General features: G+C 27.4%; 19 protein-coding genes, 3 pseudogenes and 2 other annotated features. Of the genes and pseudogenes, 18 read left to right on the top strand and 4 right to left on the bottom strand.

Annotation, left to right across the window (positions count from 1 at the left end; genetic code table 11):
• Nucleotides 1-195: 195 nt before the first annotated feature.
• Nucleotides 196-397, top strand: a binding site (T-box leader).
• 87 nt (nucleotides 398-484) lie between these two features.
• From serS to NGI68_RS10595, 3 genes are all read left to right on the top strand, one after another.
• A complete protein-coding gene (gene serS / locus NGI68_RS10605; protein ID WP_251861462.1) occupies nucleotides 485-1,762 on the top strand; it encodes a serine--tRNA ligase in 1,278 nt (425 codons plus the stop codon).
• Nucleotides 1,763-1,950: 188 nt separating this feature from the next.
• Entirely contained in the window at nucleotides 1,951-3,438 is a 1,488-nt protein-coding gene (locus NGI68_RS10600; protein ID WP_251861461.1) for a methyl-accepting chemotaxis protein, read from the top strand.
• Between the two features lie 389 nt (nucleotides 3,439-3,827).
• Nucleotides 3,828-6,764, top strand: coding sequence for a DEAD/DEAH box helicase (locus NGI68_RS10595; protein ID WP_502799388.1), 2,937 nt, complete (start codon nucleotides 3,828-3,830; stop codon nucleotides 6,762-6,764).
• Nucleotides 6,765-6,861: 97 nt separating this feature from the next.
• Here NGI68_RS10595 and NGI68_RS10590 read toward each other — a convergent pair whose 3' ends face one another.
• Complete coding sequence (locus tag NGI68_RS10590; protein ID WP_251861459.1) at nucleotides 6,862-7,260, bottom strand: (deoxy)nucleoside triphosphate pyrophosphohydrolase; 399 nt, start codon at nucleotides 7,258-7,260, stop codon at nucleotides 6,862-6,864.
• A gap of 356 nt (nucleotides 7,261-7,616) precedes the next feature.
• Between NGI68_RS10590 and NGI68_RS10585 the strand changes: the two are divergent.
• Together NGI68_RS10585 and ric are read left to right on the top strand one after the other, a co-directional pair.
• Nucleotides 7,617-8,848 (top strand): annotated as a pseudogene (locus NGI68_RS10585) (FprA family A-type flavoprotein).
• 59 nt (nucleotides 8,849-8,907) lie between these two features.
• Nucleotides 8,908-9,606, top strand: a complete 699-nt coding sequence (gene ric / locus NGI68_RS10580; RefSeq protein WP_251861458.1) for an iron-sulfur cluster repair di-iron protein — start codon at nucleotides 8,908-8,910, stop codon at nucleotides 9,604-9,606.
• A gap of 213 nt (nucleotides 9,607-9,819) precedes the next feature.
• Here the strand turns inward: ric and asnB are convergent, their stop codons facing one another.
• Nucleotides 9,820-11,409, bottom strand: a complete 1,590-nt coding sequence (gene asnB / locus NGI68_RS10575) for an asparagine synthase B (protein ID WP_251861457.1) — start codon at nucleotides 11,407-11,409, stop codon at nucleotides 9,820-9,822.
• Between the two features lie 45 nt (nucleotides 11,410-11,454).
• Nucleotides 11,455-11,709, bottom strand: a binding site (T-box leader).
• Between the two features lie 283 nt (nucleotides 11,710-11,992).
• On the opposite strand from asnB, the gene NGI68_RS10570 reads away from it, so the two are divergent.
• Nucleotides 11,993-12,496, top strand: coding sequence for a GNAT family N-acetyltransferase (locus tag NGI68_RS10570; RefSeq protein ID WP_251861456.1), 504 nt, complete (start codon nucleotides 11,993-11,995; stop codon nucleotides 12,494-12,496).
• 492 nt (nucleotides 12,497-12,988) lie between these two features.
• Here NGI68_RS10570 and NGI68_RS10565 read toward each other — a convergent pair whose 3' ends face one another.
• Nucleotides 12,989-13,792, bottom strand: a complete 804-nt coding sequence (locus tag NGI68_RS10565; protein ID WP_251861455.1) for an MBL fold metallo-hydrolase — start codon at nucleotides 13,790-13,792, stop codon at nucleotides 12,989-12,991.
• A gap of 239 nt (nucleotides 13,793-14,031) precedes the next feature.
• Between NGI68_RS10565 and NGI68_RS10560 the strand changes: the two genes are divergently transcribed.
• From NGI68_RS10560 to NGI68_RS17285, 9 genes and pseudogenes are all read left to right on the top strand, one after another.
• On the top strand, nucleotides 14,032-14,361 hold the full coding sequence (locus tag NGI68_RS10560) for a transposase (RefSeq protein ID WP_251861454.1): 330 nt from the start codon (nucleotides 14,032-14,034) through the stop codon (nucleotides 14,359-14,361).
• Nucleotides 14,322-15,287, top strand: a complete 966-nt coding sequence (locus NGI68_RS10555; RefSeq protein ID WP_353505382.1) for an IS3 family transposase — start codon at nucleotides 14,322-14,324, stop codon at nucleotides 15,285-15,287. The genes NGI68_RS10560 and NGI68_RS10555 overlap by 40 nt, the downstream gene beginning before the upstream one ends.
• A gap of 155 nt (nucleotides 15,288-15,442) precedes the next feature.
• Entirely contained in the window at nucleotides 15,443-15,607 is a 165-nt protein-coding gene (locus NGI68_RS10550) for a hypothetical protein (RefSeq protein WP_251861453.1), read from the top strand.
• Between the two features lie 501 nt (nucleotides 15,608-16,108).
• Nucleotides 16,109-17,059, top strand: coding sequence for a GH25 family lysozyme (locus NGI68_RS10545; RefSeq protein ID WP_251861452.1), 951 nt, complete (start codon nucleotides 16,109-16,111; stop codon nucleotides 17,057-17,059).
• A 77-nt stretch (nucleotides 17,060-17,136) separates the two neighbouring features.
• The gene (locus NGI68_RS10540; RefSeq protein ID WP_251861451.1) at nucleotides 17,137-19,041 is read left to right on the top strand and encodes an insecticidal delta-endotoxin domain-containing protein; all 1,905 of its coding nucleotides are present in this window, start codon (nucleotides 17,137-17,139) and stop codon (nucleotides 19,039-19,041) included.
• Between the two features lie 137 nt (nucleotides 19,042-19,178).
• Nucleotides 19,179-21,119 carry an insecticidal delta-endotoxin domain-containing protein gene (locus tag NGI68_RS10535; RefSeq protein WP_251861450.1) on the top strand — a complete coding sequence of 647 codons (1,941 nt, stop codon included), beginning with the start codon at nucleotides 19,179-19,181 and terminating at the stop codon, nucleotides 21,117-21,119.
• Nucleotides 21,120-21,375: 256 nt separating this feature from the next.
• Nucleotides 21,376-21,852 carry an aegerolysin family protein gene (locus NGI68_RS10530; RefSeq protein WP_251861449.1) on the top strand — a complete coding sequence of 159 codons (477 nt, stop codon included), beginning with the start codon at nucleotides 21,376-21,378 and terminating at the stop codon, nucleotides 21,850-21,852.
• 123 nt (nucleotides 21,853-21,975) lie between these two features.
• Entirely contained in the window at nucleotides 21,976-22,452 is a 477-nt protein-coding gene (locus NGI68_RS10525; protein ID WP_251861448.1) for an aegerolysin family protein, read from the top strand.
• A 243-nt stretch (nucleotides 22,453-22,695) separates the two neighbouring features.
• Nucleotides 22,696-23,040, top strand: a pseudogene (locus tag NGI68_RS17285) (recombinase family protein); the annotation flags it as partial.
• On the opposite strand, the gene NGI68_RS17280 reads toward NGI68_RS17285, so the two are convergent.
• On the bottom strand, nucleotides 23,010-23,180 hold the full coding sequence (locus NGI68_RS17280) for a hypothetical protein (protein WP_502799389.1): 171 nt from the start codon (nucleotides 23,178-23,180) through the stop codon (nucleotides 23,010-23,012). The pseudogene NGI68_RS17285 and the gene NGI68_RS17280 overlap by 31 nt on opposite strands.
• Here NGI68_RS17280 and NGI68_RS17275 point away from each other — a divergent pair.
• The 3 genes and pseudogenes from NGI68_RS17275 (at nucleotide 23,122) to NGI68_RS16965 (ending at nucleotide 24,345) form a co-directional block, all read left to right on the top strand.
• Complete coding sequence (locus NGI68_RS17275; protein WP_502799387.1) at nucleotides 23,122-23,271, top strand: helix-turn-helix domain-containing protein; 150 nt, start codon at nucleotides 23,122-23,124, stop codon at nucleotides 23,269-23,271. The genes NGI68_RS17280 and NGI68_RS17275 overlap by 59 nt on opposite strands.
• 147 nt (nucleotides 23,272-23,418) lie before the next feature.
• Nucleotides 23,419-24,162, top strand: a pseudogene (locus NGI68_RS10515) (ComEC/Rec2 family competence protein); the annotation flags it as partial.
• Nucleotides 24,163-24,210: 48 nt separating this feature from the next.
• Entirely contained in the window at nucleotides 24,211-24,345 is a 135-nt protein-coding gene (locus NGI68_RS16965; RefSeq protein WP_286010107.1) for a hypothetical protein, read from the top strand.
• Nucleotides 24,346-24,411: the final 66 nt, after the last annotated feature.

The raw sequence follows: 24,411 nt of genomic DNA, 5'->3' as shown, positions 1-24,411 counted from the left end.
AAGTATAAAGAATAAATCATAGTTCCTTTAATATAGTATGGAATTCTGTTATTAATGAACTTTCATAAAATACTAGAAATTACCTTGCTAATGTGATATTATAGATAGTGAATATAAAAGTTAATATATACTTTTAAATATGTATGTATATATAGATTGATTAAGATACATAATAACAAATAATGTTATATAGAAAAAATGGTGATTATAAAAGCTACGATTTTAAATTTCTTTAGAGAGCCGATGGGTGGTGAAAATCGGTGAAAGTTAAAATCTTTCCACTTTTGGAGCTGTCGGTGATGAATCGAAAGGTTAGTACCCTTTATAGTACCATGTTGAGAGGCTGGTTTATTTATCAGCAATTTGGGTGGCAACGCGGATGTCTTCCGTCCCAGTTATATATTAAGTATATAGTGGGATGGGAGTTTTTTATTTTATTATTTATTAAAACAATAATTATTTATATTTTATTAGGAGGTAACAAATGTTAGATTTAAAATTTGTAAGAGAGAATCCAGAAATCGTTAAACAAAATATAAAAAATAAGTTTCAAGATAAGAAGCTTCCTTTAGTAGATGAAGTAATTGCTTTAGACGCTGAATTAAGAAAAACTAAAAAAGAGGTAGAAGAATTAAGAGCTAATAGAAATAAGATTTCAAAACAAATTGGTGCATTAATGGCTCAAGGAAAAAAGGAAGAAGCAGAAGAAACTAAGAAAAAAGTTACTGCTCATTCTGAAGATTTAGCTAAGTTAGATGTAAAAGAAGCTGATTTAAATAAAAAAGTTAAAGATATTCTTATGGTTATTCCAAATATAATAGATCCAAGTGTTCCTATTGGTAAAGATGACAGTGAAAATGTTGAAGTTGAAAAATTTGGTGAACCTATAATACCCGATTTTCAAATACCATATCATACTGAAATTATGGAAAAATTAAATGGTATTGATTTGGATAGTGCTAGAAAAGTTGCAGGTAATGGTTTCTATTACTTCATGGGAGATATAGCAAGACTTCACTCTGCAGTGATTTCTTATGCAAGGGATTTTATGATAAATAAAGGATTTACTTATTGTATACCACCTTTTATGATTCGTAGTGAAGTTGTAACTGGGGTTATGAGTTTTGCAGAAATGGATTCTATGATGTATAAAATCGAAGGGGAAGATTTATATTTAATTGGAACTAGCGAACATTCTATGATAGGTAAATTTATAGATACAATATTAAAAGAAGAATCTCTTCCTCAAACTCTAACTAGTTACTCACCGTGCTTTAGAAAAGAAAAAGGGGCTCACGGTATTGAAGAAAGAGGAATTTATAGAATTCATCAATTTGAAAAACAAGAAATGATTGTAGTATGCAAACCAGAAGAAAGTATGGTTTGGTATGATAAACTATGGAAAAACACAGTAGATTTATTCCGTTCTTTAGATATACCAGTTAGAACTTTAGAATGTTGTTCTGGTGATTTAGCAGATTTAAAAGTAAAATCAGTGGACGTAGAAGCTTGGTCTCCTAGACAAAAGAAATACTTTGAAGTAGGAAGCTGCTCTAATTTAGGGGATGCTCAAGCACGTCGTCTAAAGATTCGTGTAGATGGAGAAGACGGAAAATATTTTGCACATACATTAAACAATACAGTAGTAGCTCCACCAAGAATGCTTATAGCTTTCTTAGAAAATAACTTAAACGAAGACGGTTCTGTAAACATTCCAACTGCCCTACAACCATATATGGGGGGGATGACAGTAATTAAATAATAAAAATCAATAAATTAAATTCAGGACTTTTGATAAAATAATATCAAAAGTCCTTTTAATATTAAGTAAATATACAAAATTTGTATAATAATAGTAATAGTATTTATATTTTGTAAAAAAAGGGATATAATCTTAAGTGGGGAAGTGAAAATGAATTTATATGACATAGGTGAGAAGGGGGACTTTAAATGGAAAATAAAAATACTATGACTTATAGGAAAATCAATAAATATATAACTATTTGTTTTTTTATTGCTTCGCTGAGTATAATATTTATTCAGAGTGATAAATATTTAATGATTAGATATTTGGCAGGGGGTATCATAATTACATTAGTAGATGTTTCTACATTGTTCAGTCATAAATTGGACAAGTATAGTCCTTATATTATACCAATAGTTATAGAATTGTATTCTTTCTTTATGATGTATATGGTAGGATATTCTATTTTAATGCTTTTGATATATTTTATAGCTATAAATGTGGCTACCTTATACAATAGACCAACTAACGTTATAGTTGTTACATTGTTGGGAGCATTAATTAATATTGGAATTTTTGTTTTAGGATATGAACATTTTTTCAAAGTAAGTAGTTGGTATTCAGAGATAGATTTTCATCATGTACTTTTTAATGTGTTGGCGTTAATATTAAGTGGAGCTATTGCATATTTTCAAGCAAAATTAGGTGAAAAAAGAATGAGGGACATTATAAAAAAAGCTTCACAGGCCAAAATAGCAGAAGAGAAAATAAGCAATAATTTTGATAAAATGAAAGTTACAACAGAAGTGGTAATAAACTCTATTAATGATTTGGATGAGAGATTAAATGAAGTTAATGGTAATATAGAAATAGTTACACATAATATAGAGGATATATCTTTAGGTGCAAAGGGACAAACAGAGGAAATTACTAAATCTGTAAATGTATTAGAAACTTTATCTGAAAAGGCACAAAATGTATATAGCCAAACAAATAACGTAGAGAAATCAGCAGAGAACACACTTGAAATTTCTAATAATGTAAATGATAAGATGGGAATTATGGGTGAAAAAATAGAAGAAATACAATTGGCTGTTAAAAATGTTAACAATGAGCTTGGCATAGTAGATGAAAATAGTGAAGAAATAGTTAAAATTATAGAAATGCTAAAGGAAATTGTAAATCAAACGGAAACTTTAAGTTTAAATGCATCTATAGAAGCAGCTAGGGCTGGAGAAGCAGGAAGAGGATTTGCAGTTGTAGCAGAGGAAGTTAGAAGATTAGCTCAAAATTCTAATGAATATGAGCATCAGATTCAAAAGATAATAATTAAAATGAAAGAGAATATAAATAAAACCAAAGAAAAAATTGCATCTGGAATTTTAGTTACAGATGCTGGAGTTAAATTAACTAAAGAAAATATAAAAATATTTAGTAATGTTTTTGAAGAAAATAAATCTATAAAACAAGAGACCGTAAATATAAATAGACTTATGGATGAATTCTCAACTCAAATTAAGGATGCCTTAAATTTCTTTAGCAATATAGCATCAGTATCAGAAGAAACTACTGCATATGTAGAAGATATATCTCATCTTTCTAAAAAACAATTAGATTCAATAGTTGAGTCAAAACAGTTTTTAGAAAATATAATACTTAAAATTAACAAACTTAGGGATGAATTAAAATCATAAAGAGAATCATATATATTTTTTGAAAGGACAAAATTGTATTAAGAACATATCACTTAAGAAAAAAATACAAATGACAAAGGCTCCAGAAGGATTATAAATTTCATCTTGTGTTCAAATCCCATTAAATATAGGGTATACTATGAATAAGATTGGCGGTATAAGCTAAATTTTCAGAGGATATATATAATATCCATAGAGGACAATTGCTTATGTGTAGGATTTTTAATTTTGAAGTTTTAAGAGAAGAAGATTGTCTTATAGATAGATAAGGATATAGTATATAACTTAACATATTTCTAAGGTTAAGGAGGAATAATGTGGATTCAGAAGTATATGTAGATTTAAAAAAACTAAAGAATGAATCAGTAAGTGTATATGATAAAGATAAGATAATTGGAGAAAATATTCAGCATAAATCCATTGAGATTATTAATGATAATTTAATAAAAAATGAAATACTAAAAGCTAGTGAAACAGGACTTATTAATAAATTAATAGATTCAAATTTAGCCTTAACTCCAAAGTTAATTGTTAATGACTATTCTAAAGGAAGTAAAGTGCTAAGCGAAATAACATCTGAGCTTAATAAATGTGAGGAATTTTTTATATCTGTTGCTTTTATTACCAATAGTGGAATACTCCCTTTATTAGAAACTCTGAAAGTTTTAAAGAAAAAAGGTGTTAAGGGTAAGATTTTAACTACTGATTATTTGAATTTTAGTGAGCCAAAGGCGTTAAAAAAGCTTTTAGAATTTCCCAATATAGAAATGAAGTTATATAGCAAAGAAAACTTTCATACCAAGGGATATATTTTTAGATATAAAGATCATTATAAATTAATAGTAGGCAGTTCAAACTTAACACAAACAGCCTTAACTAAAAATAAGGAGTGGAATTTAAAGGTTTCATCTTTAGAAGAAGGGGCATTAACAGGAGGAGTTATTTCAGAGTTTAATGGGCTTTGGAATGATGCAGATGAACTAACTATTCAATGGATAGAAACCTATGAGGACATATACAAAAAGCAAGTTGAGTTTGCTAGGAAAAGTAGGGTTCCAAGACTTTCTCAATATAAGTTAAAGCCTAACAAGATGCAGGTAGAAGCAATACAAGGTTTAGAAAGGCTTAGAGAGAATGGACAAGATAAAGGTATTTTAATTTCTGCAACTGGAACAGGTAAGACTTATTTATCAGCCTTTGAACTTAGAAATTATAATCCTAAAAGAGCATTATTTATTGTGCATAGAGAGCAAATAGCAAAACAGGCCTTAAATAGTTTTAGAAATGTATTTGGTGATACAAGGAGTATGGGAATATTATCAGGTACCAGTAAAGAGGTGGAGAAGGATTTTATCTTTTGTACAATTCAAACATTGTCAAAGGATGAAGTGTTGCAATCTTTTGATAAAAATGAATTTGACTATATTATAATAGATGAAGTTCATAAAGCAGGTGCAAATAGCTATCAAAAGATAGTTAATTATTTTGATCCTAAATTTCTTTTAGGTATGACAGCAACACCTGAAAGAAGTGATGATTTTGATATATTTAAAATGTTTAATCACAATATTGCATATGAAATACGATTGCAACAAGCATTAGAAGAGGATTTGCTATGTCCCTTTCACTATTTTGGAATTTCTGATGTTACACTTGATGGCATTGTGCTAGATGATAACACTAATTTTAAATATTTGGTAGCAGAGGAAAGAGTAAACCATATTATTGATAAAATAAATTTTTATGGATATTGTGGTGAACGAGTAAAGGGGTTAATATTTTGTAGTGATAAAAAAGAAGCTAAAGAGCTTTCAGATATATTTAATGCAAATGGCTATAAAACAGTTGCTTTAACAGGAGAAAATTCACAAGAGGAAAGAGAACAAGCCATTGAAAGATTAGAACAAGATGAAACTTTAAATTCATTAGATTATATTTTTACAGTAGATATATTTAATGAAGGCGTAGATATTCCTTCTGTAAATCAAGTTGTAATGTTAAGACCAACTAAATCTTCCATAGTATTTGTACAACAATTAGGTAGAGGGCTTAGAAAAGATAAATTCAAAGAGTATGTTGTAATAATAGATTTTGTAGGTAATTATAACAGTAACTTTTTAATTCCGATAGCTTTATCTGGTGATAGAACTTTTAATAAAGATACTATTAGAAAATATATTATAGAAGGTACAAGAGTTATACCAGGTTGTTCTACTATTAATTTTGATGAAATATCAAAAAAGAGAATATTTGAATCAATAGATTCAGCAAATTTTAACAATATAAAATTAATTAAAGAAAGTTATTTTAATCTTAAACAAAAGATTGGTAGAATACCTAGCTTAAGCGATTTTGATAATTTTAATTCCATAGATCCATTAAGAATTTTTTCTACTAAATTAGGATCTTATTATAATTTTTTAAACAAGTATGATAAAGAATACACTGTAGAGCTTAATGAGTTAGAGGCTTTGTTTATTGAGTTCATTTCTAAAAAATTAGCTTCTGGTAAAAGACCTCACGAACTTATAATGATTAAAAATATAATACATAATAAAGTAGATTTAATAGGGGAGTTAAAATATGAACTTAAGGAAATATATAATATAGATTTTAAAGAAATTACAGAGATAAATGTAATTAATGTATTAACAAACGAATTTCCAACAGGATCAGCAAAAAAGACTTATTCAAAATGTATCTTTTTAGAGAGACAAGCAAATTATTATGTAAGTTCAGCTCAATTCAAAGAATGTATTGAAAATAGTTATTTTAAAGAAATGGTTATAGAATTAATAGATTTTGGATTAAGTAGATATAACAGAAATTATAGTAATAGATATATGAATACTAATTTTCAATTATATGAAAAATATACATATGAAGATGTATGCAGACTATTAGAATGGGAACAGGGGGAAGTAGCTTTAAATATTGGTGGTTATAAATATGATAAAATCACTAAAACTTATCCTGTATTTATTAATTATGATAAATCAGATAATATAGGAAGCACTATAAATTATGAGGATAGATTTGAATCAGAATCACAGTTAATAGCAATTTCAAAGTCAGGCAGAACTGCAACATCAGATGATATTGTTAAGGCATATAATGCAGAAGAGGATGGAGTAGAAATGACTTTGTTTGTAAGAAAAAATAAAGATGATAAAATTTCAAAGGAGTTTTACTTTTTAGGAAAAATAAAAGCAATAGAAAAACCTAATCAATTCACAATGAAAAATACTACAAAAACAGCTGTAGAAATAAAATATAAATTAATTACACCAGTAAGAGAAGATATTTATGAATATATAATATCATAGGAAAGATAACAAAATAAAACAGGAGAAAAGAGCATGATATTTATAAGTATATAATATTATATAGAAATAAAAGGATGTAGCACTTATTATAAGGGTGCTACATTTTTTCTCTAACTAATTGGTGTACAGCAGGAATATCAGCAGGGGCCCAATTTAAAGAAAGTAAATTTTCTTTAGAAAGCCAAATAAGCTTATCGTGTTCATTAGCAGTAGGCTTTCTTTCTACTAATTTACATCTAGCAGTTGTTAAATTAACTATAAATTTATCATATTCATGAGTATTATCATTAAAAACATCTATAAATCTTATAGTACAATCAAGCTCTTCTTTAATTTCCCGAACTATAGCATCAGATAAAGATTCACCCTTTTCGATTTTACCACCAGGAAATTCCCATAGGTTAGGAAGAGACATTTTAGTTGATCTTAGGGCACATAATATTTCATTATTTTCATTTTCAATAATAGCACCAACAACTTTAATTAACTTTTTCATGTATTTAACCTCCAATGACATTTTAACTAAATAACATGGTTTAAATCAACAGATATAAAGTTAAACATAAATATATTTGTACATATTAAGCTCCTTTGTATAAATTTTTTAATTTTATTAGGTTTATAATATTCATTTTAGCATAGTTTATAGATGTTTTTAAAGCTATGGTTGAAACTCCCTTTGAGGGAGTTTTTTTTATTTTTAAAATTTGATTCAAATCATATTTTTAAATGTCAATAGTTTATATAATAAAGCCATAGCAAGCAACAAAACAAAGTAACTAACATGAATGCTAATAAAAATAAAATAAATTAAATAACATAAATACTAATAAAATATTGGAGGTAATTAATATGATAAAAAATGTAAATATTAAAGAAAAAATTTATTTAGTAGGAAAAATTGATGATAGAGATGTACCATTTCATAGATTAACTTTAACAAAGGGAACTACTTATAATAGTTATCTTTTACTTACAGAAAAACCTACAATTATTGATACTGTAGATATAAGTTTTGGAAGAGAGTATATTGAAGGTTTAAAAACTTTAATAAACTTAGAAAAATTCAGTATATAGTAATAAACCATGCAGAACCAGATCATTCAGGAGCTTTAGGAAGTTTGGCTTACAATGCTAAAAATGCAACTATTGTTTGTACTGAAAAAGCAGTTGATCAATTAAAAGCTATGTATAAACTTCATAATAGAACATTTTTAGTAGTTAAAGATGGGGATAATCTTGATATAGGTGGAGAAACTCTTGAATTTATGGAAACACCTTATCTTCATACAGAAGAAACTATGGTGACTTTCGCTAAAGAAAATAAAATATTATTCCCATGCGATATATTTAGTACTCATGTAGCGAATTATGAATATTTCAATGATAAAGCTAAAGAAGATATAGTAGAAGATTTTAAAACATACTACAGTTTAATAATGCATCCTCATAGAAGATATGTACAAAATATCATAAGAAAAATAAGAGCTTTAGATATAGAAATTATAGCACCATCTCACGGATTTATACTAAGGGATAATGCTGAAGAGTTTATAAATATTTATGATGAGATGAGCAAAAATACAGATACAGATAAGAAAGTTTTAATTTTATATTCTACAATGACAAACAATACTAAAAAGATATCACAATTAATTAAAGGATATTTTGAAAAAGACAATATAAATACAGATCTAATTGATGTTAATAAAATATTAGATGAAGAAATCTTAAAAAATGTTAACACAGCAGATGCAGTACTTGTTGGAACATCTACAAGATATGCAGATATGATTGGAAAATTAGAAGATGTTCTAAAAAGTTTAAAGGGTATGAATTTAGAAAATAAAATAGCAGCAGCTTTTGGATCTTATGGATGGAGTGGAGAAGGTATTGAAGTTGTGCAAGACTATTTAAATGAAACAAACATGAAGGTTTTAAGTACTTCATACATTATAAAATCCACAGGAATGACAGATGTAAAATTCCCAATAAGAATTAAATTTTCACCAGAAGAAAATGACAAAAAAGAAATAAAGAAAGCCACTATATTTATAGCAGATTTATTATTAAACTCAATATAGGGGTTGTGGTAAACACTTATTAACAAATAAATTAATATTTTAAAATAGGAGGAACTGTTATGAAAAATACTATTAATATAAATCAAAAACTTGGGGAGGTTGTTTCCATATTCCCAGGATCAAGTAGAATATTCAATGATATTAAAATAGATTATTGTTGTGGTGGACATGATACTTTAGGAGAAGCTCTAAAGGAAAAAGGAATAAATTCAGAGGAGTTTATTGAAAAACTTAATAAAGAATATGAAAAGTTTGTAGAGTCAAATGAAGAGTATATAGATTGGAGAAAAGAAAAACCAATAAATCTTATGAAAAATATAGTAGATACTCATCATGATTATACAAAAAGAGAGCTTAAAGAAATAGATGGATTATTATCAAAAGTATTAAAAGTTCATTTTGTACACCATGGAGAAGAATTATTAAAAGTTCATAAATTATTTGGACTTTTAAAAATAGAATTAGAAGAACATTTAGTAAAGGAAGAAGAAAATCTATTTCCACTAATAGAACAATATGAATTGACTAAAGATGAAAATATAAAAAAAGAAATAGATAGATTTATAAAAGAAACAGAAGATGAACATGATAATGCTGGAGATATATTGAAAGAATTAGAAAAAATAACAAGAGATTTTAAAGCTCCAAAAGGCGCATGTACAAGCTATAGATTAACTTATGATAAGATCCATAGCTTAGAAAAAGATTTATTTATCCATATATATAAAGAGAACAGTGTATTATTTGAGATGATTTAAAACTTATATGAAGGAAATGAGCTAAATGGATAAGAAAAAATGATGAATTAAAAGAAGTTTTAAAGGATAAATTTATTAAAATAAAGACGAAAATAAATAAGAGTATCTTCAAAAAAATGAAGATACTCTTTTAATTGTTTGTTTTATCATGCTACATTTCCCGAGCTACAATTTGTATCATGTAAATGTCTATAATAAACTTTAGTATTTTATTTATTTACCACTATTTCCATAGTTTGATAGTACTCTAGCACTAGGGTCATTCACGTTACAGCCTTCCCATTCTTTGTTTGGCATCCAATAATCTACTACCATTTCTGATTGTCCTTTATAATGTTTTTCAAAAATTTCTCTATATAATAATGATTCTTTTGTGAATGGTTTAGCATGATGCTTATATTTTTCACATAGTTTTTCAAAATCTTCGTCACTATATAACTTTTCTGCATATTCTTTTAAATAGTCCACCATAGAATGACCTACAGCATCACTAAAAGCCGCTTTTTCACGATATAAAATGTTATGAGGAAGATAATCACCTTCAAATGAATGTCTTAAAAGGTATTTACCCATTTTGTATTTGTTTAATTTTTTTTCAGGGTCAATGGACATAACGTATTTTACAAAATCTAAATCACCAAAGGGAACTCTTGCTTCTAAAGAGTTTGAACTAATGCAGCGATCAGCACGAAGAACATCGTACATGTAAAGTTCTCTTATTCTTTTTTCAGATTCTTTTTGGAATTCTTCTGCATTTGGAGCAAAATCAGTATATTTATAGCCAAACAATTCGTCAGAGATTTCTCCTGTTAAAAGAACTTTCACATCAGAAGTTTCATGTATTTTTTTGCAAAGTAAGTACATTCCCATACTTGCTCTTATTGTTGTAATATCATATGTTCCTAAAAGTTTAATAACTTCATCAAGGGATTTTATTACTTCTTCTTTTGTCATATATAAAGTAGTGTGATCGCTATTGATATAATCTGCAACTTCTTTAGCGTATTTTAAGTCAATTGCATCTTCAGTCATACCAATGGCAAATGTTTTAATTGGCTTTTCTGGATGGATTTTTTGAGCAATAGAACATACTAATGAGCTATCCAATCCTCCACTTAATAGAAAACCTACAGGAGCGTCGGCATCCATACGTTTTTCTACACCAGCTACTAATTTATGGTGAATATTACTGCAGATAACATCTAAATCATCTTTACAATAGTCTCCTTCTACTTTTGTTATATCACAGTAACATGTAAATTTGTCATCAGCATAATAATGACCTGGTGGAAAAGTCATAATCTTGTCTGTAAGACCAACTAAGTTTTTAGCTTCGCTAGAAAATATGATTTTACCTGAGTTAGAATATCCATAGAATAGAGGACGAATTCCAATTGGGTCTCTTGCTGCAATAAACCTATCTTTTTTTCCATCGTATATAACAGTTGCAAACTCTGCATCTAATTTTGAGAACATATCTAATCCATATTCATAGTACATTGGAAGTAATATTTCACAATCACTATCAGAAATAAACTTATGACCTTTTTTAATTAGTTCATTTTTAATTTCACGAAAGCCATAAATTTCTCCATTACAGATAGATGCATCTGTATTTCTTGTAAATGGCTGCATTCCACTAAAGCTTAGATCCATAATAGAAAGTCTTTGAAATCCTAAAATACCAGAGGGTAAAGTAAGGATCTCTGTCATGTCCGGTCCTCTAGATTCAGTCCTTTGTAGAGCATCTGCAAATTTTTCATGTTTCATATCTGTTCCTGTATAACACATAATAGTACACATAATAATTCCTCCTTAGTATAAATAAAAAAGTCCTTTATCCTATAAAAATAGGACGAAAGACTTGTGTTTTCGCGGTACCACCTAAATTAGCTTATAAAGCTCTCTTTAATCAGCATGGAATTAATAAAAACTTCATACTGCCCAAGTTGTAACGGGTTGGCTCCGTCCAAGACTACTTTTAATAAATTTCGGTTGGAAACTTCGGGATGTTCTTCATTATTTGTTTCGTATCAGTCTCTCACCATCACTGACTCGCTTTGACTACCTCAAAATAACTACTCTTCCCATCATAGTTTTTTATATTTATGTTTTAAAATTAAATTTCGATTTATTTTATTTTAATAAATGTTTTATAAATAGTCAAGAAATTTATTAAACTTTTAATAAGTAAAATTATTTTTTAATATATATGCAATAAAATCCATTATATTTAATTAAAATGAAAAATGGAAAATTTATTATAAAATTTAAAAAAATAAGTTTATTTTTTATTTAAATTAAGATATAGTAATAATAACTTTGAAAATTTACTAAAAGTATCATTGATATTGTATAATTTTGTATGTATAAAAGGAGAGAATATATGGAATTTAAAAAAGCAACTAAAGCAAATATTAATAGTATAATGAAAATTATTACACAAGCACAAGTGTATTTTAAAGAGCAGGGCATTGATCAATGGCAGAATAACTATCCTAATGAGGAAACAATAAAAGATGATATTACTAGAGGTGATAGTTATGTGTTAATAAAAGATGATAATATTGTGGCAACTTTAGCAGTTTCTTTTGACGAAGAAAAAACATATGATTCTATTTATGAGGGACAATGGATTAGTAATGATGAATATGCAGTTATACATAGAATAGCTGTTGATAACAATTATAAGGGGTTAGGTTTGTCATCTGAAATTATAAAAAATGTAGAAAAGCTTTGTTTAAACAAACATATACATAGTATTAAAATTGATACTCATAAAAATAATAAATCAATGCAAAATCTGCTTAAGAAAAATCAATTTAAATATTGTGGTCTAATCTATTTAGAAGATGGGGGAGAAAGAATAGCTTTTGAAAAAAGATTTTAGTGTGCCTTAATGATTCGGTATATTATTTAGAATGTACCATGTGTAAATAGGAAAAAAGTTTTTATATAGGCAAATTATATGGGCAAAAAAGTTTATATATATAAATTTTTACACATAGGTAAAAAGTTTATGTATGGGTCTGTTACACTAAGAATAAATGCTACAATATATGGTGTTAACTTTAAATTGTAAAACAATATATTGTGCTTAAATTTTTTAATGCCACAGCCCTATAAAGATTGTTTGAAATTAAATTTAAACATATAAAAAAGTAAGGAAAGTACATAGATTTGGGTTAAAACAAATTTATCTACTTTCTTAAAAAAGTAAGTTTAATACTCCATTTCAGTAAATAATACATGCGGTTTCTAAATAAATTTTTTAGATTAGCCATATTGAGTATGAATTTTCTAAATAAATTTTTATCAATATGTGGTGAGAAAAATTTATTATATAAACATTAGCAATTTTTTTATTATGTAATGAACTTATTTATAAATCAATTACATCTAAATCGTCAGGCACATATATTGTTCCGTGAAACTCTTCTTGCCCTTCTTTTATGTACAAATTCTTTCTATTGGATAAATCTTTGTCCTCCGTATGATATAGTAATATATTTTTTACATTTAACATTTCACCATTTTCACAGGCATCTTTTACAGTGGCATGATGTTTTTCATAAGGTTTGAATATATCCCTTTGAGAATATAAGCAAAAGGCTTCATGTAGCAAATAATCCACATTTTCACAAAAATCTTTTACAGTGTGTCGGTATGGCTCATCCCCTAAGAAAGTTAAGCATTTTCCATTAGTTAAGTAAGTTTTAAAGCCAAATTGCAATTCTTTAGTACTATGTATATCAAAGAAAACAGTTTTTCTATCTAATATGGTAAACTCATAGTTATTTTCAACTTCATTAAATACTATTCTATCATCAAACAATTTTAAAAATTTGTTTTGAAGTACATAGTGAGAAATAGATCTTATAGCTTCAATAGATTTTTTATTACAATAAATATTAAAAATTCCATCATAGTTGTCCTTTAATATGTTAGTAGCTATTGCACGGATAACCCAAATGCTTCCTAAAATATGATCGTTATGATTATGAGATATAAACATATGGTGTATTTGATTTATTTTTATATTTGATTTTTCAAGATTTGATAATATAGTATTTCCACCGCCAGCATCTACAAGAAAATGCTCATTATCTTTTGATAAAGTAAAGCAGGTATTATAGCACTTAGTTACCATAGCAGATCCAGTGCCAAGCATAGTTATAGATTCCATAATTTTTTAACCCCTTTTGTATATAATTCTTTCAATTTTACATTAACATGTTTTATTATAATAATTATATATTCTTTTATAAATTCAGGGAATATATTAATATCATTTTTAAATAGGAAAATATTAATAAAAATTATCCATGGAAATAATTATATTATGTTCCCTCTTGAGCCCCGAAAGTTATTTGGACAATTGCTTATAAATTAGATACAATATAAAAAAGTAATTGGAGGTAACTTATGAGAGGCAGAAGTTATACAAAAGAATTAAAAGAATCTATAATGCAAGAGGTAAAAGAAGTAGGAAATATTTCATTGGTTTCAAGGAAACATGGAATTTCAAATTCAACTATTTCTACATGGATTAGAAATTCTAAAAAAAGAGATGAAATTAAAGTAAAACCAGGAAGAAAAGCTTTAGTTGAGGGAAAAAATGATTTTGAAAAAGAAATAACAGAAATAACTAAGGAAAATGATACTTTAAAGAAGATATTAGGAGAAAAAGACTTAGAAATGGCTATTCTTAAGGAATTGATAAAAAAAGCCAACCCTCAATTAAAGATAAAGTAATTGTTGCTAAAAAGTATATAACTCAAGGATATAACGCAGTTTTCGTATTAAAAATAGTTAAATTATCTAGATCAACATATTATTATAATTTAAGCGTCGAAGGTAAAATAAAGAATAAGCCGTCAGGCGGCAAACCAAAGGGATATTCTTTAAGCACTAAGAATAAAAAAATATGTGATGAAGAAATAAAAGAATATATCCTAAAAGCTTTAGACGGTGATGCTATAAACTATGGATATAGAAAAATGATGCATTACTTAAGACGACAATATGGCCTTATTATTAATCATAAAAAGGTATATAGATTATGTAAAGAACTTAATATTTTAAAAGATCAAAGAACTATAAACCCTAAAGTTAAGAGAAGTATTGCTATTAATAGAATTATAACAGCTTCAAATCAACTATGGGAAATGGATATTAAATATGGACATATCGAAGGTGAAGATAAATTCTTTTATATGTTAAGTGTTATAGATATTTTTGATAGAAATATTATAGATTATCATATAGGTTTCCATTGTGAAGCTAAGGATTCTAGCGCATTACTTAGGAAAAGCCTAATTAGAAGAAATCTATTTGAAGAAGGCAGTAAAAATCCAATTGTTAGAACTGATAATGGTTCACAATTTGTGAGCCATAAATTTCAAAATTGTTGTGAGGTTCTTAAAATTCATCATGAAAGAATTCCGGTAAAAACTCCAAATAAAAATGCACATATAGAATCTTTTCATAGAATACTGGAAGATGAGTGTTTTAAAAATAATGAATTTCAAAGTTATGAGGATGCATACAGAATAGTAAATGATTTCATAGTTTTTTATAACAACAGAAGACTTCACTCAAGTTTAAGATACATGACTCCTAAGGAATTTTACCACCTTTATCTTGGGGAAGAACTAACAAATATTGAAGTAAGGGTATAATAAAAAGTATTTATGAGAATTCATTAGCTATTGTCCAAAATAAAGGGGTCAATCCGATAAAAATAACACATAAACGTAATATTGAAGGATTAATTAAAAGTGCCCAAAAACGGCGTGATGAAGCATTAAAAAGAGCTGATGAAGGAATTAAGAAATTGATTAAGGAAGGAAAACCTATTGCAAAACCTCGAATAAAAACAAGTGATGCTTCGAAAGATACCATGCTTACAACGTTGAGAAATCGAGTTAAACAATTTGAGGAAGAAAATAAAGAACTTAAGAAACAGATTGAGGTTTTATATGGACAGATATATAAATAATTAAAAGTATGATTAACTTAAAAGAGATGGTAATTATATATGAGAAAAGGTAGAAAATATGAGGATTAATTCCTTGATTTTCTACCTTTTTCAATATGTTTCATGAGCCTTGTTTTTTTATCTAATCATAAAATGTTAATATTGTAATCCAGTGTTTGTCAGTAACTATACCAACAAATTTAACTTCTTTAACTGCTTGATATATATATAAAACAGAATGAAAATAATTAAAAAATTGGTAAAATAATAAAAAAAGGTTGAAAATTTACAAATAGTGTGTAATACTACTAATAATGATTATATAATTATTAGTACTATAAAATAATTTATATTAGTATTACCAATATAAATATCAAGTAGTAAATAAAATGGAATTTAAGACAATAGGAAGGGAGGGATACAGCAAACTTGAAAAAATCAATAGACTTAAAGATAAATATCTGTAAATAGAATAATTTTATAATCATATAAGATGTATTTTAATAAAAAGGGGATGTTTATATGAAAGGAATAGATATAAGTATGCACAACGGCAACGTTAATTTTTATTCTGTAAAGAATAGTGGAATTAATGTAGTAATAATCAAGGCCACGGAAGGAGTAGATTATGTAGACCCATTATTGGATAAAAACTACAATGGAGCAAAAGGTGCAGATCTTAACGTAGGATTTTATCACTTTATGAGTGAGAAAACTAATCCTACACAACAAGCAGTAGACTTCTGGAACTCTATAAAAAATAAACAATTTAATATATTACCTTGCTTAGATATAGAAACTAATAACATGGGGAGAGGTAGAACAGAAATATCTAACAGATGCATAGATTTTCTAAATAAGTTTAAATCTCTAAGCGGATATGATTGTATGATTTATACTGGAGGTTATTTTGGTAGAGATAATTTAGATAGTAGAGTTAAAGAATATCCTGGTTGGATCGCTCACTATGGTGTTAATCAGCCCATGGAAACTGGTTTCAAAGTTGTGGTTGGGCATCAATACACTGAAACTGGACGTATAAATGGTGTTAGTGGAAATGTGGATTTAAGTAACTTTATTGATAAAATTTTCATAGGTAAAGTTGATGTACAACCTTCAAAGCCATCTGGAGAGAGTTCCTCAACTATCTATGGTAGACACAGTTTAATAGGAGCATTACAACAAGAAATAAATAACCAAGGCTTGGGTAACATTGCAGTAGACAACACGGCGGGAGAGGCAACTCTTAGTAGTGCCCCAATATGTAAACAGGGTGCAAGAGGTAACATAACTAAGATTATACAAGAAATGCTTATTAACATAGGCTATCCTGTAGGTTCTTATGAAGCTGATGGAATTTTTGGAACTAACACAGTAACAGCAGTAAAATTATTTCAAAGAGATTGTAACTTAGAACAAGATGGAATTGTAGGAAAGGAAACTTGGAAATCTTTATTTAGAAGCCTAAAATAAAATTGTGTTTCATAAGGTGGAAAAGCGCAATGTTCATATAACTTAACAGATCTATATATATTAATGGGAGGAAGATTATGAATAAAAATAACAACACATTATTAAATATTCCGAAGTCTTTAGATTCAGAGTTCTCAAATGGTATTATGAGTACTCTTAAGATAATTGATACTATTCATAATGTATTTCAACATATGGATTTTAATAATCTATCAGATGAAAATTTCGTAATAGATACAATATCATCCATATTATGGAACAATGATCAAGAACCAAATAATATTTTCTATGAAATACTTAGTGATACAAAGAGTATTACTAATAAGGAAGTACCATCTATGATACAAAACTCAGTAATGATGAAACTAGAAGATCTTTACTCAAAATTTAAAGATTATAATGATACTTTAAAAGTTTGGATTAATGACCAAAATAATAAATCTTTAATTGATCAATTAGTATACACATTTAAAGAAATTAATTTTATTTATGAATATAACATGCACATATTTAGACCTGAACATTATGAAGTAGTATTATTACCAATTTATACACAATTGGCAAATCTTCATTTATTACTTTTAAGAGATGGTATGATTTATGGTGAAAAATTGAATTTATATTCACAATTGGAATATGATAGTCAGAATGAATATTATCAATATGTACTGGAAAATACGAAAAAATATATTAGCCATTGTGTAAATTATTATAATAATGGTTTACAAGATATAAAATTTAGTCAAAAAAAATCCTGGGTTGATGTTAATAAGTATTGCAGATATATGACATTTTATGTAAAAGATATGATTTCTATCTTTCCAGTTTATGATGTACGTATATATAATAAACCTATAAAAATGCAAGTTCTTACTAGAAAGGTTTATTCAGATCCAACAAATTTTATACTAAATAATAATATGACTATAGATGAATATGACAAAAAATATATGATTTCTCCAAAATTGTTTTCTACACTATATGGGATTACATTTTATACTGATACACAGAAAGAAAAATTTTTAAGTGGTTATATTAATAGATATAAAAGTACTGATATTAATAGTGAAGATTTTGAAGAGACTCGATATGGAAATTTTGATAACGCTAATAAGAAACAAGTTATAGATTTTAAAGATATAGGAGTTCTGGAAACAAAAATATTTTATAATAGTATAAATAATACTAAACCTACTTCTATAAAATCAATTAATTTTACAGGAACGGAATCTGATAAAAAATGGATTTATGAAGAAATGGAATCTAATTCTAATAATATTGAATTTACTCGTAATATAGAAGGAAGCTCAGCTGATTTAAATGATGAAAGCTATACACATATATTATCAAATATGATTTTAGCTGATGGTGGAAATGAGTTTCATGCTATGGATAGACCTCACAGCTATTCATTTGCTTGGACATATAAAGGTATTGATAGAACCAACTATATAGAAGAAAGAAATTTAGAAGATACTGATGATTTAATAACTCAAATTCCCCTAGTTAAGGGAAGTAAAATTACAAGTTCTGAAAAACATAGCGAGATATCAGTTATAGAAGGTCCGGGTTTCACAGGGGGAGATGTAATTTTATCTAAAGTTTACCAACCTCCTAATGAAACACCTTCCTATTATATGAAAAATGAGATAATAATACCAATAGAACCTAATTTAATATCTACACACCGTGACTTTAATATACGTATTTATTATGCTTCTAATCATGATATTGGTATTATGAGACTTGTTGCTGGTCATAATTATATAACTACTGATATAGAGCAAACTTTTCCAGACGGAGACTATTACCCTGATCTTAAGTACAATTATTTTAAGTATTCTTATTTTGATGAACCCTTATCAATACCTAAAGGCGGCATCGATAAGATATCTTTACAATTTTATTACGATGATGGAACCTTTAATGATTTTCCTAAGTTTTTAATTGCTGATAAGATAGAATTGATTCCTATTAATTAAAAACTAAAAATTTAATTACCCTAATATAAATTACGTTTTGTATATGTTTGTGGAAAAATTATTATATTTAAATAGGTATAGAGAAATCAATGTTCATATAACTTAACAGATGGGAAAATTAACTTAGGAGGTAAAAAATGAATAAAGATACTAGCAATCAATATAAATTATTAGATATATCACAGGACTATTCTAATATATCTAATAATTCATTACGTGAGGATATAGTGGAACCTGAGGTACTAGAATTAACTGTAATTGACGGTGTTACTGGAACATTGGCAGTCACTGGCACTATCATTGCTGCAATTTCTTCAACAAATCCAGTAGGTCTTACTATAGGAACTATAGCCTTAGTAATATCCATAATACTTCCCCTTATTTTTAAAGCAATGGAAGATGAAAAGAATCTTTTTGATAATCTTATGATTGATGCAGAACAAATTACGGATAAAGTAATCAGCAAAGTGGTACAGCAAAATGCAGAGGTACAACTAGAGTCTTTGAAGTCAGTACTTAATATTTATGATAGTCGTTTAGATGCTTGGAGTAAAGATAGGGATAACCCCTATTTAACTAAGGAATTGTTTGATACTATTCTCACTGCTAATTCGCAATTTCAAAGCTCTATGCCTCACTTTAAAGTTAAAGATTATGAAATAGCACTACTACCTGTTTATGCACAAGCGGCTAATCTTCATTTGATGCTTTTAAGAGAAAGGCTAATTATTGGAAAAGAAAAAAATATGGATAAAGCTTTATATGAACTATATTATATGGAAATGGTGTCATTGACAAATAAGTATATTAATCATTGTGTTATGTGGTATTGGAATGGACTAGAAGATATTAAGGAAAATCCTAATAAGAATTGGGTTGATTTAAATAAATATATTAGAAATATGCATGTTTTTGTCTTAGATATTATATCACTATTTTTACTTTATGATCCAATTATATATGATAAACCCGTAGCTGTACAAGCTCTTACTAGGACTTTATATTCAGACCCAGTTAATTATGAATCTGTTATTTTTGATGGTGAAAATTTAACACCTCCCAAGAAATTATTTTCTAGATTGGAATCCATTACTTGCTATACAAGTGAAGATGATGAGTATTTAACAGGACATTTAAATAGATTTAGAAAGAGTGATAAAAAGATCTTTAAAAAATCTTATGGAGATGATACTGACAACACAGAAGTAATGTACTTTCAAGATGATAACGGTCACAAAAATGTTAATAATATTGAGATACTCAGTAATACCTTGAATGGAAAACCTACTAGTATTAGAGAAATGAAGTTTTTTTATAATGATGGAGAACTGACTTATAATTCGATACCGACAAATGAAAGTACCAAAAACTATTATAAAACTTCTGTGGGCATTGGTCATATAGAAAATAAGAACAGTAACTATATTTTATCTGATATGATATTAAGTGCTGTTACTATAAATAATAATTATAAGGATAAAGTAAGAGTTTATTTATTCGGTGGGACACATCAAAGTATTAGATTAAATAATAATATAGTTTTTATGAAAAAAGGACATCCTACAATAACACAAATTCCAGTTGTAAAAGCTAGTAATTTACTAAATATGTATGATTTAACTTTATCAATTGTAGAAGGTCCTGGTTTTACAGGAGGAGATGTAATTTTATCTAAGATAAATGTAACTAAATTGAATCCTGAATACGACGAGATACCTCAAGGAATTATAACAATTCCAGTGCATTTTAAATTTAAACAAGAGCATAAATTCAAAATTCGTATTTATTATGCTTGTAACAATGATATTAGTGAAATATTTCTTATTATGAAAACTAATGTACAAAGCGATATAGTAGTTGAATTTAATCCTGAATTAACTTTTACTGGATCACATTCTAATGATGCCTTCCATTTTCAAAATTATAAATATATTGATTCAAGTACAGAAATTACTTTATTACCAGATGACGAAGAAGTAATTATGCAATTAAAGATACCATATGAAGCTAAAACAATTATAAATAAAGGTGACCAACTTTTAATTATTGATAAAATAGAATTTATCCCAATAAGTTAAAGTAAAAAATAATAGGTTTACTTGTAATTAGACATTATTTAAAATGGTTCACCAAGTGATTTTGTAATAACTGATAACTATTATTAATTATTTATTGAAAATACTAAATTTGAGACATATTAATGATTGCTTTACAATGTTTTATTACAGATTAATATATTAAAGGCTTATCTAAGTTCTAAAATATAAAATACAGTAATTAGACTGTAACTATATTAAAGAAAATATTAAATTATTGAGGTAGGGGGATTTAAACATGAATCAAGAAAATGAGAAAAATTGTTTTGATAACAGAATGGATAAACAAGAAAATTTTATAGAGGGTAGAGCATATAAGCAGTGGGTGAAATTTCATATTAAAGCCGTAAATGAAGAACTTACAATTCAAAATGCAACCCTCTCATGGGGTAAATTTTATAATCCAGATAATCAAAATCATGAAATTAGCCCTTCAAAGGTTAATGAAACAAAAATATCAAAACATGAAATTGCTATAATAGCATCTTCCGGACGTAAAGATTCTCCGTCTGGTACACAAGGAAGTTTTGATATTTGTGATAAAAATAAAAAAACATTATTTACAATTTATTGGGATTGCCCATGGGGAGGACTAAACTCCTTTTCATATATTAAACATAATGAAAAATTTATCATGGAGAAATTACCAACACAAATAAATGAGCGTGGAGACATTGGAAATGTTAATCTTAACGTAGCAAAAATCTGGTTATAAAAATTAATTTTCACAAGATTAATATATTAGAGGCTTATCTAAGTTCTAAAAGATAAAATACAGTAATTAGACTGTAACTATATTAAAGAAAATATTAAATTATTGAGGTAGGAGGATTTAAATATGAATCACGAAAATGAGAAAAATTGTTTTGATAACAGAATGGATAAACAAGAAAATTTTATAGAGGGTAGAGCATATAAGCAGTGGGTGAAATTTCATATTAAAGCCGTAAATGAAGAACTTACAATTCAAAATGCAACCCTCTCATGGGGTAAATTTTATAATCCAGATAATCAAAATCATGAAATTAGCGCTGAAGATGTTAATAAAACAAAAATTTCAAAAAATGAAATTGCTATAATAGAATCTTCCGGACGTAAAGATTCTCCGTCTGGTACAGAAGGACGTTTTGATATTTGTGATAAAAATAAAAATAAATTATTTACAATTTACTGGGATTGTCCATGGAGTGGTTCAAACAAATTTTCATATACTAAATTTAATGACAATTTTATGATAGAAATATATCCAGGAAACATAAATTCCGGCGGAGCCATCGGAAATGTTAATCTTAACGTAGCAAGAGTATGGTCTTAAAAGTGTTTATTATGATATTGTTCACATAAGTTTTATACAATTTGATATAAGAATTAACTTTTATAATAAAATAAAAAATATAGAAGCTTTTTTCAAAATAACTAAAAATATATGAAATAACCTGAAAATAATATCAAAAGTTATCTCAAATTCATAGTATTATAACTTGACTATGAATTTGAGTTATAAGACTCTATTATTATAAAATATCTTTAACCAACATAAGAGAAAGGAGATATTGTTATGTTGATTGGCTATGCAAGAGTATCTACTCAGGATCAACATTTAGAATTGCAAAAAGACGCTATGGTAAAATCTGGATGCGAAAAGATTTTTACAGATATTGCAAGTGGAGCTAAAACTGAACGTAAGGGATTAGAGGAAGCTTTAACTTATTTGCTTAAAGGAGATATATTAGTTGTTTGAAGACTTGATAGACTTGGCAGATCCTTAAAGCATTTAATTGAAGTCGTAAATGATTTAAGTGAAAAAAATATAGGATTTCAAAGTCTTCAAGAAAAGATTGATACTACTACCAGTGGAGGAAAATTAATATTTCATATATTTGCATCTTTAGCTGAGTTTGAACGAGATATTATAAGAGAAAGGACAAATGCAGGTCTTAAAGCTGCAAGAGCTAGAGGAAGAATTGGTGGAAGACCACGAGTAATGGATAATAAAAAGATTTCTATGGCAAAGGCTTTAGTTAATGCCCCCAATAATTCCATAAAAGATATTCGTGAAACTTTAAATGTTTCTAAGGCTACCCTTTATCGTTATTTAAAGCAAAGTGATGAGTCAGAAACGAATTTAAAATAATAAGTTACGTTAAATATATATAAATAACGTATCAGTTATCTTATATACTAATGTTTACCGTACAACCTATAGATAATTTAATGAAATAATGATGATAGCCAAACGGTAAAAAAATATTTATCAGACTAAGGTGTAAATAATTTAGATTTTTTAGTAGGAACACATGCACATGAAGATCATATTGGTGGTATGGATTATCTTATCAACAGTTTTAAAGTTGGTAAGATATATATGCCAAAAGTTACAAGTACCACTAAAACTTTCAAGGATGTAGTAACTGCAACCAAAAGTAAAGGTTTGAAATTTACCAATCCAACTCCAGGGGAAAGTTTTAAATTAGGGGAAGCCACATGTACAGTATTGGCTCCTAAGGGGAATTCATATAAAAGTGCAAATGATTATTCTATAGTTATAAAAGTACAATTTGGAAGCAAATCATTCTTATTTACTGGTGATGCTGAAGGTACTTGTGAAATGGAAATGGTTAATAGCAATTTAGATATAAAAGCAGATGTTTTAAAAGTGGGACACCATGGTTCTAAAACGTCTACAGTAGCCAATTTCCTAAACAAAGTTGATCCAAAATATGCAGTTATATCTGTAGGTAAAGATAATAAGTATAAACACCCAATCCAAGGAGTTATGGATAGGCTTAAGAGTAAAAATATAAATGTTTATAGAACAGATGAAAATGGCACTATTATAGCAACAAGTGATGGCAAGAATATAACATTTAATTGTAAACCAGCATCTTACAATGGATATGCTAATGATGAGAATACATCTACTAATAAATCTAGTACAAGTAGTAATGTTAATAATAATTCTACTAATGTATCAAACAGTGTTAAAGAAAATACAGCTAAAACAGTTTCATCACAAGAACCATAACAAAATAGTAAAGTAAATGAATCAAATCAGCAGCAAGTTGGAGGTTCTGTGTGGATACCAGCTACAGGAGACAAGTATCATTCTAGACCTAATTGCGGTAGAATGAATCCTAATAAAGCTACACAGATGAGCGTTCAAGATGCTAAAAATGAAGGTTATGAGCCTTGTAGTAAATGTTATTGATTATAGTAATAATATGAGAAAAATTAGAGAGCATCATGAAAGATTAAATATTAAGTAGATAACTTT

The sequence above is a fragment of the Clostridium sp. Marseille-Q2269 genome, assembly GCF_943736985.1.
Classification (GTDB): Bacteria; Bacillota; Clostridia; order Clostridiales; family Clostridiaceae; genus Clostridium_F.
The sequence above is the reverse complement of the archived record's forward strand: the minus strand, read 5'-3'. Positions and strand labels throughout refer to the sequence as shown.

Bases quoted from the DNA above. Each gene is read 5' to 3' on its own strand.
- serS (WP_251861462.1), top strand. From the start codon at position 485: ATGTTAGATTTAAAATTTGTAAGAGAGAATCCAGAAATCGTTAAACAA.
- NGI68_RS10600 (WP_251861461.1), top strand. From the start codon at position 1,951: ATGGAAAATAAAAATACTATGACTTATAGGAAAATCAATAAATATATA.
- NGI68_RS10590 (WP_251861459.1), bottom strand. From the start codon at position 7,260: ATGAAAAAGTTAATTAAAGTTGTTGGTGCTATTATTGAAAATGAAAAT.
- ric (WP_251861458.1), top strand. From the start codon at position 8,908: ATGAAAAATACTATTAATATAAATCAAAAACTTGGGGAGGTTGTTTCC.
- asnB (WP_251861457.1), bottom strand. From the start codon at position 11,409: ATGTGTACTATTATGTGTTATACAGGAACAGATATGAAACATGAAAAA.
- NGI68_RS10570 (WP_251861456.1), top strand. From the start codon at position 11,993: ATGGAATTTAAAAAAGCAACTAAAGCAAATATTAATAGTATAATGAAA.
- NGI68_RS10565 (WP_251861455.1), bottom strand. From the start codon at position 13,792: ATGGAATCTATAACTATGCTTGGCACTGGATCTGCTATGGTAACTAAG.
- NGI68_RS10560 (WP_251861454.1), top strand. From the start codon at position 14,032: ATGAGAGGCAGAAGTTATACAAAAGAATTAAAAGAATCTATAATGCAA.
- NGI68_RS10545 (WP_251861452.1), top strand. From the start codon at position 16,109: ATGAAAGGAATAGATATAAGTATGCACAACGGCAACGTTAATTTTTAT.
- NGI68_RS10540 (WP_251861451.1), top strand. From the start codon at position 17,137: ATGAATAAAAATAACAACACATTATTAAATATTCCGAAGTCTTTAGAT.
- NGI68_RS10535 (WP_251861450.1), top strand. From the start codon at position 19,179: ATGAATAAAGATACTAGCAATCAATATAAATTATTAGATATATCACAG.
- NGI68_RS10530 (WP_251861449.1), top strand. From the start codon at position 21,376: ATGAATCAAGAAAATGAGAAAAATTGTTTTGATAACAGAATGGATAAA.
- NGI68_RS10525 (WP_251861448.1), top strand. From the start codon at position 21,976: ATGAATCACGAAAATGAGAAAAATTGTTTTGATAACAGAATGGATAAA.
- NGI68_RS17275 (WP_502799387.1), top strand. From the start codon at position 23,122: ATGGATAATAAAAAGATTTCTATGGCAAAGGCTTTAGTTAATGCCCCC.
- NGI68_RS17280 (WP_502799389.1), bottom strand. From the start codon at position 23,180: ATGGAATTATTGGGGGCATTAACTAAAGCCTTTGCCATAGAAATCTTT.